Origin of the sequence: Nocardiopsis sp. NPDC058631 (genome assembly GCF_042716955.1) — a bacterium.
Taxonomy (GTDB): Bacteria; Actinomycetota; Actinomycetes; order Streptosporangiales; family Streptosporangiaceae; genus Nocardiopsis.
Genome location: NZ_JBHXQY010000036.1, coordinates 1 through 15,058, shown reverse-complemented (window position 1 = coordinate 15,058; position 15,058 = coordinate 1). Strand labels below are relative to the sequence as shown.

14 protein-coding genes are annotated in these 15,058 nt (G+C 72.2%); 10 read left to right on the top strand and 4 right to left on the bottom strand.

Annotation, left to right across the window (positions count from 1 at the left end; genetic code table 11):
* The first annotated feature begins 89 nt into the window (after positions 1-89).
* The 9 genes from ACFWTE_RS14205 to ACFWTE_RS14165 all read left to right on the top strand — a co-directional run bounded on the left by ACFWTE_RS14205 (position 90) and on the right by ACFWTE_RS14165 (position 10,505).
* The gene (locus ACFWTE_RS14205; RefSeq protein ID WP_378779792.1) at positions 90-2,615 is read left to right on the top strand and encodes a nitrate- and nitrite sensing domain-containing protein; all 2,526 of its coding nucleotides are present in this window, start codon (positions 90-92) and stop codon (positions 2,613-2,615) included.
* 1 nt (position 2,616) lies between these two features.
* Positions 2,617-3,051, top strand: a complete 435-nt coding sequence (locus ACFWTE_RS14200) for a roadblock/LC7 domain-containing protein (protein ID WP_378779791.1) — start codon at positions 2,617-2,619, stop codon at positions 3,049-3,051.
* Positions 3,048-3,542, top strand: a complete 495-nt coding sequence (locus ACFWTE_RS14195) for a DUF742 domain-containing protein (RefSeq protein WP_378779790.1) — start codon at positions 3,048-3,050, stop codon at positions 3,540-3,542. Before ACFWTE_RS14200 ends, ACFWTE_RS14195 begins: the two co-directional genes overlap by 4 nt.
* Positions 3,523-4,119, top strand: coding sequence for an ATP/GTP-binding protein (locus ACFWTE_RS14190; RefSeq protein WP_378779789.1), 597 nt, complete (start codon positions 3,523-3,525; stop codon positions 4,117-4,119). Before ACFWTE_RS14195 ends, ACFWTE_RS14190 begins: the two co-directional genes overlap by 20 nt.
* Positions 4,120-4,276: 157 nt before the next feature.
* Complete coding sequence (locus ACFWTE_RS14185) at positions 4,277-5,194, top strand: sirohydrochlorin chelatase (RefSeq protein ID WP_378779788.1); 918 nt, start codon at positions 4,277-4,279, stop codon at positions 5,192-5,194.
* Between the two features lie 273 nt (positions 5,195-5,467).
* Entirely contained in the window at positions 5,468-8,113 is a 2,646-nt protein-coding gene (locus ACFWTE_RS14180) for a nitrate- and nitrite sensing domain-containing protein (RefSeq protein WP_378779787.1), read from the top strand.
* Entirely contained in the window at positions 8,103-8,555 is a 453-nt protein-coding gene (locus ACFWTE_RS14175; protein ID WP_378779786.1) for a DUF742 domain-containing protein, read from the top strand. Before ACFWTE_RS14180 ends, ACFWTE_RS14175 begins: the two co-directional genes overlap by 11 nt.
* Before the next feature lie 68 nt (positions 8,556-8,623).
* On the top strand, positions 8,624-9,847 hold the full coding sequence (lhgO, locus tag ACFWTE_RS14170; protein ID WP_378779785.1) for an L-2-hydroxyglutarate oxidase: 1,224 nt from the start codon (positions 8,624-8,626) through the stop codon (positions 9,845-9,847).
* Between the two features lie 247 nt (positions 9,848-10,094).
* Positions 10,095-10,505, top strand: coding sequence for a hypothetical protein (locus ACFWTE_RS14165; protein ID WP_378779824.1), 411 nt, complete (start codon positions 10,095-10,097; stop codon positions 10,503-10,505).
* 54 nt (positions 10,506-10,559) lie between these two features.
* Here the strand turns inward: ACFWTE_RS14165 and ACFWTE_RS14160 are convergent, their stop codons facing one another.
* The 4 genes from ACFWTE_RS14160 to ACFWTE_RS14145 form a co-directional block, all read right to left on the bottom strand.
* Positions 10,560-11,249, bottom strand: a complete 690-nt coding sequence (locus ACFWTE_RS14160) for a DUF1524 domain-containing protein (RefSeq protein WP_378779784.1) — start codon at positions 11,247-11,249, stop codon at positions 10,560-10,562.
* A gap of 145 nt (positions 11,250-11,394) precedes the next feature.
* A complete protein-coding gene (locus ACFWTE_RS14155) occupies positions 11,395-11,976 on the bottom strand; it encodes a permease (protein ID WP_378779783.1) in 582 nt (193 codons plus the stop codon).
* On the bottom strand, positions 11,976-12,605 hold the full coding sequence (locus tag ACFWTE_RS14150; protein WP_378779782.1) for a TetR/AcrR family transcriptional regulator: 630 nt from the start codon (positions 12,603-12,605) through the stop codon (positions 11,976-11,978). The genes ACFWTE_RS14155 and ACFWTE_RS14150 overlap by 1 nt, the downstream gene beginning before the upstream one ends.
* Positions 12,598-13,407, bottom strand: coding sequence for an alpha/beta fold hydrolase (locus ACFWTE_RS14145; RefSeq protein WP_378779823.1), 810 nt, complete (start codon positions 13,405-13,407; stop codon positions 12,598-12,600). Before ACFWTE_RS14145 ends, ACFWTE_RS14150 begins: the two co-directional genes overlap by 8 nt.
* Positions 13,408-13,718: 311 nt before the next feature.
* Here ACFWTE_RS14145 and tyrS point away from each other — a divergent pair, with 311 nt between their 5' ends.
* Positions 13,719-15,017, top strand: coding sequence for a tyrosine--tRNA ligase (gene tyrS, locus ACFWTE_RS14140; RefSeq protein WP_378779781.1), 1,299 nt, complete (start codon positions 13,719-13,721; stop codon positions 15,015-15,017).
* The last annotated feature ends 41 nt before the right edge of the window (positions 15,018-15,058 follow it).

The window sequence follows — 15,058 nt, the reverse complement described above, 5'->3', positions numbered from 1 at the left end:
CCAGGTGTAGCGACCCTTCGGCACGCCTCAGCGGGTAAGGCGCAGCCACACCCGATCGGGGCCCGCGACCAGTCCGTGGGAGGAACACAATGGGGCAGTCGGGAGGCGCCGGCCGCGGTATCAGGGCGCAGATCAACAGGATCGTGCTCATCCCCAGCATCACCTTCCTGGTGCTCTTCGTGGTGCTCAGCACCGCGACGCTGGCCCAGGCCGTCTCTTTGCGCTCCGCCGTCGGCGAGGGGCGCGCGGGGATCCAGCTCGCCGAAGCCCTCGGCCTCCTCCAGGAGGAGCGCCGTCTGAGCGCGGAGTACATCGCGGCTCCCGGGGCGCGTACCCGGGCGGCCCTCGTCGAGGAGGCCGAACGGACCGACGAGGTACTCGACGGGGTCCGGGACCTGCGCGAGACCCTCGGCGACCGGGAGGATCCGGCGACCGGTTCCCTCACCACGGAGTTCTTCGACTCCCTGACGAGCGTCCAGGAGCTGCGTGCGAACAACCTCGTCGACCCGGGGCCGGCCGACGGCACCGTCGCGGCCTACACCGAGGCCATCGGTCAGGGCATCCGCCTCTACGCCGGCACCGCGCGCGCCCTCGACAACGGTCCCGCCTCCTCCGAGGCCTCCGCCGCCACCGACCTGATGTGGGCCCAGGAGAGTTTCAGCCACGCCGACGCCCTCGTCAGCGCCGTCATCGCCCGCGGGGACCTCGACCGCGACCAGCAGACCAGGGTCGCCGAGCTCACCGCCGACGCCCGCCACCGCGTCGACACCGTCCACCCGGGAACCGCGCCCGACGACCGCGAGCCGCCCTCCCTGGCCGCCCTGGCCGGGAGCGGGGCGTGGCAGGACGCCCTCGCCATCGCCGACACGATCGCCAGCCACGAGGCTCCCGTCAGCGTCGACCCCCTCACCGCCGAGGTGGTGCGCGATCCGGCGCCACCGCCCGGACTCGGCGGCTGGCGCCAGGTCGCGGACCAGGTCAACGCGGACCTCGGCGTCATCACCGCCGACAGGACCGAGTCCGTGGTCACGGCCACCGAGGAGGCCAGCACCTGGATGCTCACGCTCGCCCTCGGCGGCGGCATCACCTCCCTGTTCGCGGGCACCGTCGCCTACGGGGTGGCCGCCCGCTCGGCGGGCCGCCTCACCTACCGGCTCGCCAAGCTCCGCGCCGACACCCTGGGAACCGCGCGCAGCGACCTGCCGCGCATCGTGCGCCGCCTGGAGGCGGGCGACCAGGTCGACCTCGACTCCGAGATGAAGCAGCTGGACCACGGGGACGACGAGGTCGGACAGGTCGCCGACGCCTTCAACATCGCGCAGCGCACCGCCGTCGGCGCAGCCGTCAAGCAGGCAGACATCCGCGCGGGGGTCAACCGGGTCTTCCTCGGCATCGCCCACCGCCACCAGTCACTGCTGCAACGCCAGATCCAGCTGCTGGACCGTGTCGAACGCGAGGAGGAGGACCCCGACCTGCTGGAGAGCCTCTTCCAGTTGGACCATCTGGCCACCCGGGGCCGCCGCCACGCCGAGAACCTCATCATCCTGGGCGGCGCCCAGCCGGGGAGGCGCTGGCGCCACCCCGTTCCGCTCATCGACATCCTGCGGGGCGCCATCTCCGAGACCGACGAGTACGCCAGGGTCAGGCTGACGTCCGTACCGGACCTGGCACTCGCGGGTGCGGCCGTCGCCGACGTCATCCACATGCTCGCCGAGCTGGTCGAGAACGCCACCGCCTACTCGCCGCCGCACACCGAGGTCACCATCGCCACCGAGTCGGTACCCAAGGGCGTGGCCATCGAGATCGAGGACCGAGGGCTGGGTATGCCCGAGGACGTCCTGAACAGGTCCAACAGGACTCTCGCCGAGGCGCCCGAGTTCGACGTCATGGCGCCGGGCGCCGACTCGCGCCTGGGCCTGTTCGTCGTCGCACGCCTTGCCGTCAAGCACGACATCAAGGCCCAGCTGCGCCCCTCCCCCTACGGGGGGACCCGGGCCGTGGTGCTCATCCCCGGTGTCCTGGTCGCCTCGTCCTCCGCGGCTTCGGAACGGCCCCCGGTCGCCGCCCGCCAGGCCGCACGGGAACGGCGCAGGCAGGAGGAGGCCGACGCCTCCCCGGACCTGCTCGCCGGCGGCCACGCCCCCCGCCGGGCCAGGCCCGTCCTGCGGCCGGTGCCCCCGCACCGGGAGGACGACCACGACCCCGCCACCGAGGACGGGAATTGGGACTCCACGCTCCTTCGCCGGGGCCGGGGCCCCGAGGTCGGCGAGGACCCGTTCGCCCCCCCGCCCCCGCAAACCGTCACCGCCCCGGGCACGGGAGCGGCGCACGAGACGCGTGTCGGCGCCGGACCCGACAGGGAGGGGCTTCCCCGGCGCAGGCGCCAGGCCAGCCTCGCACCCCAGCTCAGACAGGAGGCCGAAGCAGAGCGGACCTCCCCGGACTTCCCAGGTTCCAGGCAGAGGAGCCCCGAACAGGCACGCCGGATGATGGACGCCTTCAGCGCCGGGACACGGCGAGGTCGGGAGGCGGACGTCGATTTCGACGGGCGCGAACACGGCAGTGACGGTCAGGTCGGTGGCAGCGCCGACGATCACACGGGAGAAAGCGACTGAGATGGTGGGCAAGAGCAACGCCGCGGACAACCTGGACTGGCTCCTGGACGACCTGGTCGTCCGCGTCGTCGGCGCCGAGCACGCGATCGTGCTGTCGGCCGACGGGCTGCTGCTCGGACGCTCGCGGAGGTTGGCCTCTGACGACGCCGAGCACCTTTCGGCGCTGGCATCCGCGTTCCAAAGCCTCGCGCGGGGCACGGGACGGCACTTCGGCGGCGGCGACGTCCGCCAGACCGTGGTCGAGATGGAACACTCCTACCTCTTCGTCACGGCCGCGGGTGCGGGTGCGTGCCTCGCGGTGCTGGCCACGGAGGACGCCGACGTGGGGCTGGTCGCGTACGAGATGAACCTGAGGATCAAACGGGTGGGCCAGTTCCTCACCGCGGCGCCGCGCAGGCCGGGGCAGCTCACGACGATGGGGGGTGCCGGTTCGTGAACACCTCCGAGGAGCAGCGCGGGACGGGGTGGACCGGTCCCGCGCCCGGCAAGACGGGAACCGGTCCGTTCCCGCGGCGCCCGGCGCCGCCGTGGAACCGGGGGAGGGGACACCCGTCCTCGGAGGGCCCCTCGGGGGGTGTCGGAGACGCCCCGGCCGGATCCCTGGTCCGCCCCTACACGATGACCAGGGGCCGCACCCGTCCGCCCACGGGGCAGAGGCTGGACATGATCACCATCGTGGTGGCCGCCCGTGACCGGGAGGAGCGGGCCCTGGAACCCGAGTACCAGGCGATCATGCGGCTGTGCCGCAGACCCATATCGCTGGCGGAGATCTCCGCCAGGCTCGACATCCCCCTGACCGTGGTGCGGGTGCTCCTGGGCGACCTCGTCGCCGCCGGCGACGTGCGCACCCGCGCGTCCGCGCCCGTCACACGGCTCCCCGAGAAGAAAGTACTTCAGGCGGTACTCGATGGCATCCGCAGACTCTGAGAACCGGCCGCCGGAGGCGATTCCGCAGGCCGTCAAGATCATCGTCGCCGGGGGGTTCGGCGCGGGGAAGACCACGCTGGTCGCCTCCGTCAGCGAGATCACCCCGCTCAGCACCGAGGAGGTGATGACCGAGGCCAGCTACGGGGTGGACGACCTCGGGGGAGTGGAGGAGAAGACCACGACGACGGTCGCCCTGGACTTCGGCCGGATCACGATCAACTCCGACATCGTCCTGTACCTGTTCGGCGCCCCCGGCCAGAACCGGTTCTGGTTCATGTGGGACGAACTGGCCGAGGGAGCCCTGGGCGCGGTCGTGCTGGCCGACACCCGCCGCCTGCACACCTGCTTCCACGCGGTCGACTTCTTCGAACGCAGGGGTGTGCCGTTCGTGGTCGCGGTGAACCGCTTCGACGCGTCCGCCCACTACCGTCACGAGGAGGTCCGGGAGGCCCTGGACATCTCCGACGACGTGCCGATCGTCATGGCCGACGCCCGTGAGCGCGCTTCCTGCAAGGAGGTGCTGGTGGAGCTGGTCACCCACGTGATCCAGGGCCGCAGCCCCGTCATGAGCGGCTGATCCGGACCAGGCCTCCCCCCCGGTCCCCCGACGCGGGGAGGCCCCGGTATACGTTCGGGAGACACGTCCGTCAATATGGTGGTGAACGCTACAATGTCGCGTCAGTGACCACCCTTCCGACTGGGCACTCCAATCCGCCTCTCATCTGAATCCTGGTATGCGAAACTCTGACCGACTTCCTCCACGCGAACTGCCCAAGCGGCGTTCCGGCCGCCACCGCAACCCGCTGTCCTTCGACAACTGGTTCGGCACTCCCGCGCTGATCATGGCGGTCCCGGGTACGGCCGAACAGGCCAGGGGCGCCGACGGCGAGTCGATCGGTGCCCGGATGGCAGACCTCGTGCGGGCCTACCGCCCTGAGGTGACCATCCGCTACGGGCACACCGAGGGCGACGAAGAGACCCTGACCGAGGCGCTCGCCGACCTCGGCCCCTCCGACGAACGGCCGCTGGGCGGCGTCGTCGTCCCACTGGTGACCGCCCCGCACCGGCGGGTGTCGGCCGCGATCGAGGACGCGGCCGCCCGAACCGGAGCCGACATGCGGGTCACGGAAGGGCTCGGCCCGCACCCCATGCTCGCCGAGGTCCTGCACCTGCGTCTGGCCGAGGGCGGGTACGTCCGTGCCGACCGCATGCGGCTGATCAGTGTGGTCGCCCGCAACACCACCATGGCGGACGGCGTCGTGGTGGGAGCCGTCGGCGGCGAAGGAGCCGTCGGCGCCGCGGGCGTGACCGCTGTGCTGCTCGCCGCACGCCTGGGACTGACGGTGCTGCCCGCCGACCTCGAGAACGAGGCCTCGGTGGAGCAGATCATCGGCCAGTTGCGCCAGGGCGGCTGCCGGCGCCCGGTGATCGCGCCCAGCGCCCTGGGCCCGGAGATCCCCGTGCAGGAGATGGAGGGGATCGCGGCACGCTTCGGTGCCCGTCTCGGCGCGTCGCTCGGCGCGGACAGCCTCCTCGGAAAGATCGCCGCCCTGCGCTACGCCGAGGTCCTCAACTCGCTGGGCGTGGAGCAGCCGCCGACGGCGGAGGAACTGCCCGCCCCGGTGGGGTCCCGGCACCGACCGGAGCCCTGAGGGGCGCGACACGCCGCGTTCCGGTGGGCGCCGGAGAACGTCGCGAAGGGGTCGTCCGTGGCAACGGGCGGCCCCTTCGCTGTCCCCACCTGCGGATTCGCCGCGCTTGAGAGCCGCTGCTAGCACAGCCGAAGCGATTTCACCCAGGAGAAAAGACAACTGCTAGTGATCATTTGACAGCATAAGGCAACGATTCTTCGATAGCCTCGGCAGGGCCGAAAGCCGCCGAGGTGCCCTCCCGGGCCCCGGCATCCGCACAGGCCGGAGGGGGCCATGCGCAGAATCCGCGACAACGCTTCCACGATTCGAGGTCAGCTCACCCGTATCGTGCTCATCCCGAGCCTGTGCTTCCTGACGCTCTGGCTCGTCGTGGCCGCCGTGGGCATGGTCCAGGCGGTCCAGCTCATGGGCGCGGTCACCCAGGCCCGTGAGGGGACCGCGGTCTTCTCCCGCGCGGCCGACGAGCTGCGCGTCGAACGCAGGCTCTCCCTCGTCTACCAGGGACGCTTCGAAAGCAGCGGACCCGACGAGGAGGCGGGTGCGGCCCTCGACGAGCAGCGGGTGGCCACCGACGCCGCACTGGGCTCGGCCGTCGAACTCGCCGAACGCCTGAGCGGGACCCGCGACGACGAGGTCCAGCGCAGCGCGGCCGCGCTCACGAACGGCCCCGAGGTCCTCGCCGGGATCCGCACGCGTGTCGACGAGCACGCCGCCAACCGGGAGGAGGGCCTCCTCGGCTACGGGGAGATGCTCGACGCCACCACCGACGCGACCACCGCCCTGGTGCACACCACCGACGGCGGTGAGAACCTCACGGACGCCGTCCTCACCAGTGAGCTCCTCGGCGCCGGCGCCGAGAACGCCACCGCCGACGCCCTGCTCGCGGGGAGCATCGCCCGCGGAGAGATGAGCTACGCGGAGACGGCACACTTCACGTACCTGACCGCCTCCTACCGCGACACCCTGGAGTCGGCTGCTGCCGTCATGCACCCGAGCGTGCGGGAGCGCTACGAGGAGATGACCGCCACGCAGGAGTGGGACCGCACCGAGGACCTCAGCCGTCAGGTGGTCACCCGGCCCCCGATCACGGTGACCGAGCCGGACACCGCCGGGGAGGCGGAGGGCGCCCCGACCGCCGAGCTGAACACCGATGTCGACGTCGACGCGGGGGAGTGGGACGAGGCCTCGCCCGACGCCGTCGCGTACCTGGACGGACTGGCTCTCGCCCAGGCGGAGCGCACCGTCGACCTGGCGTGGAGCGCGGCACTGCTCCGCGTGTCGCTGGGAGCGGCGGCGGCCGTGGTGCTCCTCGTCGGCGGCGTGGCCGCGATCGCCGTCGTGGGCCGGTCCTCACGCCGCCTCACCGAGCGCCTCCTCCGCCTGCGGGGGCAGATCCTGGAGCGCGACGAGGACCTGCCCGACATCGTCGACCGGGCCCAGCGCGGCCAGAAGGTCGACGTGCAGGAGGAGCTTCCGCCGCTCGACGAGTGCGGCGACGACGAGATCGGACAGGTCGCCGAGGCCTTCGACAGCGCCCAGCTCACGGCGGTGGAGGCGGCGGTGCGCCAGGCGGAGATCCGGCGCGGCGCCAACCGGGCCTTTCTCGGCATCGCCTTTCGCAACCAGAACCTCGTCCAGCGACAGCTGCGACTGCTCGACGAGATCGAGTACCACGAGCAGAACCCCGACGCCCTGCGCCGGCTGTTCCGCCTCGACCACATGGCCACCCAGGCGCGGCGCTACGCCGACAACCTCATCATCCTCGGCGGCGGTCAGTCGGCGCGGCGGTGGCGGCAGCCGCACCCGCTCGTGGACGTGCTCCGCGCAGCCATCGCCGAGACGGAGGACTTCGAGCGCGTCCGCCTGACGTCCGCTCCCCGCGTGCTGATGCACGGCCAGGTGGTCGCCGACGTGGTCCACCTCCTCGCCGAGCTGGTCGAGAACGCCACCCAGTTCTCCCCGGCGGGCACCCCGGTGGACGTCAGCTGCACCCCGTCCGCCGAAGGTCTGGTGGTCGAGGTCGAGGACCGGGGCCTGGGGATGTCCGACCACGGCTACGCGGCGGCCGAGCGGACCCTCAACCAGCCTCCCGAGTTCGACGTGATGGCTCTCCCGGACGACCCGCGCCTGGGCCTCTTCGTCGTCGCCCGCCTCGCCGAGCGGCACGGGGTACGGGTGTGGTTGAGGCCCTCCCCCTACGGGGGGACGCGCGCGACCGCGCTCATCCCCAAGTCACTGCTGGAGCCGGTGGAGAACGCGGTGACGGTCGCGGGACCGTCGCAGACCGCACACGGGGCTCCCGCGGTCCGGTTCGGGCCGGAGCAGCTGAGCGGTCCGCAGAGTCCCGTGCGCACGGACGGGCAGACCGGCACCCAGGGCGTCGTTCTGCCCTACGAGCACACCGGCCCCCAGAACGCGGTCCCGTCCTTCGGGAACGGCGCATGGGGTGCCGAGCCCTCCTACGGGCCCCGCGGCCCCCAGGGGGCGTCGGCCGCACTCCGCTCCGACGGATGGCGCGAACCCGGCCCGTCCGGGGGAAGGGCGGACCCTTCGACAGCCACTCCCGCGCCCGCCCCCGGAGGCCCTGCCCCGGCCACCGGCCCCCAGGGAGCACTGCCTACGGACGGTAGGGGGATCACGTACGCCGCCGACCGCAGCGGTCCCCAGAAGCCCGTGCCACCGGCACCGTCCACCGCCCCCCAGGACGCCCCTGCGCCACACGACCCCGACGCCCCGACCGGCCCGCAGAGCGTCGTCCCGCCCACGCACAGGGAGCCCGCGCCGGGGGGCGACCCCGATGGTCCCCGGCATCCCGCGCTGCCCCAACGGTCAGGACTGCGCCGTGGCAAGGGCCCCACCGGCCCCGTGTCCCCCCGGCCGCCGGCGTCGGCACCGCCGGGGGGACACGGTGAGCGCTGAGGGCGCGTCCACGCGCCGGACCGTCGGCGGGGCCTTCGAGACGGTCCCGGGCCCGACGCACGACCGCCCGGCCGGGTGCGGGGAGGAGCGCTTCCTGCGCCCCTTCGCGGTCGCGGCGGGGGACCCGGAGGGCCGCGCGCTCGACGGGTCAGCCGGTGCCCCGACGCCCTCCGGGATCGACCTGCTCACCCTGGTCGTGTCGGCCCGCACCCCCGGTCGGGGCGAATGGCTGCGGCCCGAACGCGAGGCCATCCTCGACCACGCCCTGCACGCCCGCACCGTCGTCGAGCTGGCTGCGGAGGTGGGCCTTCCGGTCGGGCAGGTCAGGGGCATCGTCTGCGACATGGTCGCCGAGGGGGCGCTCCAGCGGTGCGGCCCCTCCCGCCCGCTCCGCCGCGGGGACATCCCGCACGCCGTCCTCGTCGGCCTGCGCTCGCTCTGACCTCGGGGTCCTCGGGGCCGCTCCTCCCCGCCCGCGCGGATCCGCGCGGGGGTTGCTAGCGTGCGGCCATGCGCAGCAGCGAACACATCGGCGTCATCGGAGCGGGAATCGTCGGCCTCGCCCTCGCGCGCCGGCTCGCCCTCCACCGCCCCGGCACCCGGATCACCGTCCTGGAGAAGGAGAACCGGGTAGCCGCGCACCAGAGCGGACACAACAGCGGAGTCGTCCACGCCGGGCTCTACTACCGTCCCGGTTCCCTCAAGGCCACGCTCTGCCGCCGCGGGGCGGGACTGCTCAAGGACTACTGCGCCGAGCACGCGCTGCCCTACGAGGAGGTCGGCAAGGTCCTCGTGGCCGTGGACGCCGCGGACGAGGCCCGGCTGGACGACATCGAGCGCCGCGCCGAGGAGAACGGCGTCCCCGGTGTCAGGCGGCTCGGCCCCGAGGGGCTGCGCGAGATCGAACCCCACGCCGCGGGGATCGCGGCCCTGCACTCGCCCGGTACGGCCATCACCGACTTCGTCGCCGTCGCCGAACAGCTCGCCGACGACGTCCGCCGGTCCGGGGGCCGGATCCTGCTGAACACCCCGGTCATCGACCTGCGGCAGGACCACGGCGGAGTCAGCGCCCTCACCGGGGACCCCCGCGGGGAGCGGGCCATCCACCGGTTCGACCGCCTCGTGGTCTGCGGTGGACTGCACAGCGCCCGCCTCGCCAGGATGGCTGGCGCAGCCGACGACCCCCGGGTCGTGCCCTTCCGGGGCCAGTACCACGAACTCGTCCCCGAACGCCGCCACCTGGTCAACGGGCTGCTGTACCCCGTCCCCGACCCCGGGTACCCCTTCCTCGGGGTGCACCTGACCCGCCATGTCCACGGTGAGGTCATGGCGGGCCCCAACGCCATCCTCGCCACCGCCCTGGAGGGCTACAGCGCCAGGGACCTGAACTCGGGCGACCTCGTGAGCACCCTGACCTGGCCGGGGTTCTGGCGGCTGGCGCGCCGCCACTGGGCTGTGGGGGCGAGGGAGACCCTCGTGTCGGCCTCACGCGCGGCCTTCGCCTCCCAGGCCAGGAAGCTGCTGCCCGAGCTGGTCGCAGCCGACCTCCGCCCGGCGCCGGCCGGGGTGCGCGCACAGGCACTGGGAAGGGACGGCTCCCTCCTCGACGACTTCCGGGTGGACACCCACGGCAGGGTCGTGTGCGTGCGCAACGCGCCCTCGCCCGCGGCGACCTCGTCACTGGCGATCGCCGAGTTCCTCACGGACACGTTCGTCGACCGACCCCGCGGGTAGGACCCCGACCCTGGTCCGGTACCGCCCCCGGGCGCGCCGGACCAGGGTTGTCCACAGGCCGGAGAAGACTCTGGAAGTGGCCGGCGAGGCGCCCCACCATGGGAATCAGCGGTGGTCCGGGACGGTCCCACGACCGTCGCCGGAGGTGAACATGTCCGTTGTCCGGTGGATCGCGGTGGCACTCGCCACCGCGCTCGCGCTCGCACTCACGGCGGCCCCGGCCGCCACCAGCCCACGAGGGGGAGAGTTGGACGGTTTCAGCATCGGGCACCTGCCCGCACAGATCGACGACCGCACCTCGGTCTCGGACTTCGACTACGAGTGGGGCGACGTGTCCTTCTCCACCCGGGTCTGGGAGAAGACCGTGGAGGGGGGAGGGACCAGGGTCGTCCTGCAGGTCCTGGTCATGCGCGGCGCCACGCTCGCCGACCTGTCCGCCGTCCGCGCGTTCCTCACCGAGTACCACGAGCGGTCGTCCGACTGGGCGCTCGAGGAGTTCGACAACAACGGCCACACGGCCCTGCACGGCGAGACCGAGGCCTTCTGGGCCCCGGCCAAGGGTGTGGCCGTGGAGGTCCGCGACGCCTTCGGCCTCGTCGGCAAGGAAGAGCTTCTCACCACGGCCAGGAGTATTGCCCCGAGCGAGGCCTCCGGCTGACCGTCCGGGGCCCCGGCGGGGGTGCGGGACCCGCACCTCCGCCGGGGCGGTGGATCAGCAGGCGGAGAGGATGTCGCGCAGGGCGGACTCCTCGTCCGGGTCCACGGTCAGGTCCCACACGTGCTTGACCTCGATCCAGGACACCACGTAGTCGCAGTGCGAGGACTCCAGCGGCGGCATCCACTCGGCGGGGTCGGCATCGCCCTTGGACCGGTTGGTCGAGGCGCTCACCGCCCACAGTTGAGTGGAGTCCATGTCGTTGGCGAACCGGCCGCGCTCCTCGGTCGTCCACGCGTGGGCTCCCGAACGCCAGCCCTCCTTCAGAGCGACCATGTGGTCGATGTCGAGGTCCTGCGCATCGGTGAAGGTCTCCCCGTCGTAGGGGCTGTACCACGAGCCGGACACCGGCTTGCAGTCCTCGTCGGTCTCCACGGCGTCACCGTCGCGTACCAGGACCGCCTGGCGGGTCGTGCAGTTCTCCTGGACGCTGCTGTCCCAGTGGGGGAAGAGCGCCCGGTCGTACCCGGGGGGATCGTCCTCCTCCTCGATTCGGAGTTCCTCCAGCTGGGAACGCGCCTGTTCCACGGACAGCTCCGAGGCGGGGGCGTCGCCACCCTGAGGTTCGGTGGTGCCCTCGGGCGCCAGGTCGATCACACCCAGCTGGTACAGGGCGAACACGGCGACGACGAGCACACCGACCACGGCGGACAGACCGCCGCCGATCTTCGACGACTTCTTGGGCATCAGGGGACTCCACAACAGGTCGGGCACCACACAAGGGGGCGAAACGGTCTCGTCCACCAGCTTGGCCCATGCCCGCACCCAGCGGGAACTCCGCCGGGGTCAGGAATCCCTCACCCGGCGGTGCCGGGGCCTGAGGGAGGGAGAATCAGGAGGCGGTGAGGTCGTACACGAACGACCCCACCAGGAGGAGGCCGATACCGACGCTGTAGAGCCACGCCCGGGTGCGGTCCGGGCTGTCCCGGAGGGTGCGCCACGCGTACAGGGCGGTTCCGGCCACGACCAGCCCTCCCTCCACCACCGCGGCCGCCACCGGGGATTCCCACAGGCCCAGACCGAGCAGGGGCAGGTCCCCGGCCCCACCGGGCAGGAACGGCATGTCCGGCCGGTGCACGAGGAGGTCCAGGACCCAGTGGCTGAACACCACCCCTCCCAGGACGAGGCCGGCGTCCCGGCCCCAGCGCTCCCGTAGGAACACATGCACCAGCACCCCCACCAGGAGCGCGAACACCAGGTTGCCGACCAAGGAGTGCGTGTACGGCGCCGAGATGAGCAGGGACCCGTACCCGCTCAGGCCTTCCTCGGCGGGAGCCCCGGTCTCGATCCCCGCCACGGCCAGCGGCGCGAACAGCAGGTCGGGCAGTTGGGTCGCCACCAGGAGGGCGCCCATGGGCAGTGCCGGCCGCCAGGCCTTGACGATTCCCGCCACCCCGAAGTGTCCTGCCAGCATCAGTGCCGTCCTCTCGTCGTTCCGTCCACCGTGTCCCCGTGCGTCTGCCGCCGCGGTGCGGACGCGCCCCCCGGCCACCGCTCGAAGGCACGCACGAACCCCTCCACCAGGAGGGCGAAGCTCTCGTCGACGTCCTCGGGCAACCCGAACCCGCCGTTCGTCTCCAGGTCCACGAACCCGTGCAGCGCGCTGCGCAGAGCCCGGATCGCGTGCACCGTCTGACCCTCGGCGATCCCGAACCCGCGCAGCACCGCGGCGAGCACCGCGACGGGGTCAGGGGAGAGCTCCAGGTGGGCGCCGACAAGCTTGGGCGCCTGCTGCAGAGCCGCGTAGCGCCCCGGGTGGGCGTGGGCGTAGCCGCGGTAGGCGTCGGCCGACGCGCGCAGTGCCTCCGGACCGGACCGGCCGACCGCGGCACGCTGCACCCACACACCGAGGCCCGTCGCCCCCAGCACCGCGACCTCCCGGCGGAGCCCCGCCAGTCCGTCGACGTGCTTGTACAGGCTGGGCGTCGCGACCCCGAGCCGTTTGGCGACCGAGGCGAGGGACAGGGCCGCGAACCCCTGTTCGTCACTGAGCACCGCCGCCTCCTCGGCGACCGAGGCGGGGGTGAGTCCTGCCCTAGGCATGGGACCTGACCTCCTCGGCGAGGTCGAGCAGGGCGGGTACGACCACGTCGGGCCGCTGCGACTGGGGGTAGTGGCCGCACTCGGGGACCATCACCACGGAGCCGCGCACCACCGAGGCCGCCCAGACCGCCTCGGCACGCGGGTCCTTCCAGTCGGGGTCCTGTTCGCCGACGATCACCACGGCCGCGGCCCGTGATCCGCCGGCCTCCAGGACCTCCTCGCTCGGGGCGTAGACGGTGGCGTACACGGCGCGGTAACGGTCCGCGGGGAGCAGCATCGCGTGGATGCGGTCCAGGTGCTCCCCATGGCCCTCGGGGGTGCGTCCGGCGTTCAGGCTGTCGTAGTAGCTCCTCAGTGTCCGGGGCCCCCAGAGCCGGACCAGCATCAGCCGCTGGGCGATCCGCACGAACACCCCGGGGGCGGGCCGGCGCAGGAACGGCCCGAGGAGGGCGATCCCCGCCACCAGGTCGGGGCGCTCCTGCGCGGCGATGGCCACGGCCGCGCCTCCCACGGAGTTGCCGACCATGATCACCTCCCGGCCGTCGAGCTCCTCGGCGAGGGCGATCGCGTCGGTGGCCGCGGCGCGGTTGGTGTGGTCGTCGAAGGTGGTGTCGCTGTCCCCGTGGCCGCGCAGGTCCATGGCGGCGACCCGGTACCCGGCCTCGGCGAGGGCGGTGCCGACGAACCGGAAGGAGGCGCGGTGGTCGAACATGCCGGGGACGCAGACCACGAGCGGTCCGGAGTTCCCGGCTCCGTAGAGGTCGTAGGCGATCCGGCCCAGGGGGCGCTGGAGGTGGTGCATGCTGTGCCCTTCCATGTGGCTCATGCTCATAGCCAAAAAGCTAATGCCATTAGCCAAGGGTGTCAACAGGGGGTGTCGACGGAGGGCGTCGACAGGGAGTGCCAGCAGGAGGGGCGCGAACGCGCGGGGTCTCTCCGAGAACCTGTGCCGAACCCGTTCGCGCACACGGGGCGCGGACCGCGCGACCAGCGGTGCCGACACAGCCGATAGCGTGGAGGCGAGGGAAAACCGGGTGATGCTCCGTGGCATCGCGTCTAGACTTCAGGGCAGATCGGGCCCTGGGGCCCGCCTACACAACAGAGAGCAACACAGTGACCGACATCATCGACGAACTCCAGTGGCGCGGACTGCTCGCGCAGACGACCGACCTTGACGCACTCCGCAAGGCACTCGCCGATGGTCCGATCACCCTGTATTGCGGCTTCGACCCGACGGCGGGCAGCCTGCACGTCGGCCATCTCACCCAGATCCTCACCCTCGCCCGATTCCAGCAGGCCGGACACCGTCCGATCGCGCTCGTCGGCGGAGGCACCGGACTCATCGGCGACCCGAAGCCCAGCGCGGAGCGCCAGCTGAACTCGGTGGACACGGTTCGGGGCTGGGTGGACAACCTCGCCGGGCAGCTCTCCGCATTCCTGCGCTTCACACCCGAGGGCGGGCAGCCGGGTGCCACCGACGCGGTGCTCGCCGACAACGGGGACTGGCTCGGCGAGATCAACGCCATCGAACTGCTGCGCGACGTGGGCAAGCACTTCAGCGTCAACCAGATGCTGGCCAGGGAGACGGTCAGGAGTCGCCTCGACGGCGAGGGCATGAGCTACACCGAGTTCAGCTACGTGCTGCTCCAGTCCTACGACTACGTCCAGCTCTACCGGCGCTACGGTTGCACCCTCCAGACGGGGGGCTCGGACCAGTGGGGCAACATCACCGCGGGTCTGGACCTGGTCCGCCGGATGGACGGCAACGAGCCGCACGGCCAGGCGCACGGGCTGACCACGAACCTGCTCACGAAGGCGGACGGCACCAAGTTCGGCAAGACGGAGTCGGGCACGATCTGGCTCGACCCCGACTTGACCTCGCCGTACGCCTTCTACCAGTTCTGGTTCAACGCTGACGACCGTGACGTGGTCCGCTACCTGAAGACCTTCAGCTTCCTCTCGGAGAGTGCGATCGCCGAGCTGGAGCGCCAGACCGAAGAGCGCCCCCAGGCCCGTGCCGCCCAGCGCACCCTGGCCGAGGGCCTCACCACGCTGGTGCACGGCGAGGAGGAGTGCCGCAAGGTCATGGAGGCCAGCCTGGCGCTGTTCGGTCGCGCGGACCTGTCCGAGCTGGACGGCCGCACACTCGACGCGGCCCTGGCCGAGGTGCCCAAGGCCCAGATCACCGGTCCCGTCGACGAACTGCTCGTCGCCGACCTGTTCGCGCAGAGCGGTCTGACGCCCAGCAAGTCCGCCGCCCGGCGTGCCATCCAGGAGGGCGGTGCCTACGTGAACAACGTGAAGGTCACCGACGTGGAGGCCAGGCTCAGCACCGCCGACGTGCTCCAGGAGCGCTTCGTCGTGCTGCGCAAGGGCAAGCGCAACATCGGCGGCGTCGTCCTCGACGGCTGACGACAGGCCGCGGTCGTGGGCGGGGGGGCGGGCGCGGGCGC

Coding starts and splice junctions, on each gene's coding strand:
- ACFWTE_RS14150 (WP_378779782.1), bottom strand. CDS start 12,605: ATGCCTAGGGCAGGACTCACCCCCGCCTCGGTCGCCGAGGAGGCGGCG.
- ACFWTE_RS14190 (WP_378779789.1), top strand. CDS start 3,523: ATGGCATCCGCAGACTCTGAGAACCGGCCGCCGGAGGCGATTCCGCAG.
- ACFWTE_RS14185 (WP_378779788.1), top strand. CDS start 4,277: ATGCGAAACTCTGACCGACTTCCTCCACGCGAACTGCCCAAGCGGCGT.
- lhgO (WP_378779785.1), top strand. CDS start 8,624: ATGCGCAGCAGCGAACACATCGGCGTCATCGGAGCGGGAATCGTCGGC.
- ACFWTE_RS14145 (WP_378779823.1), bottom strand. CDS start 13,407: ATGCACCACCTCCAGCGCCCCCTGGGCCGGATCGCCTACGACCTCTAC.
- ACFWTE_RS14180 (WP_378779787.1), top strand. CDS start 5,468: ATGCGCAGAATCCGCGACAACGCTTCCACGATTCGAGGTCAGCTCACC.
- ACFWTE_RS14160 (WP_378779784.1), bottom strand. CDS start 11,249: ATGCCCAAGAAGTCGTCGAAGATCGGCGGCGGTCTGTCCGCCGTGGTC.
- ACFWTE_RS14200 (WP_378779791.1), top strand. CDS start 2,617: ATGGTGGGCAAGAGCAACGCCGCGGACAACCTGGACTGGCTCCTGGAC.
- ACFWTE_RS14155 (WP_378779783.1), bottom strand. CDS start 11,976: ATGCTGGCAGGACACTTCGGGGTGGCGGGAATCGTCAAGGCCTGGCGG.
- ACFWTE_RS14205 (WP_378779792.1), top strand. CDS start 90: ATGGGGCAGTCGGGAGGCGCCGGCCGCGGTATCAGGGCGCAGATCAAC.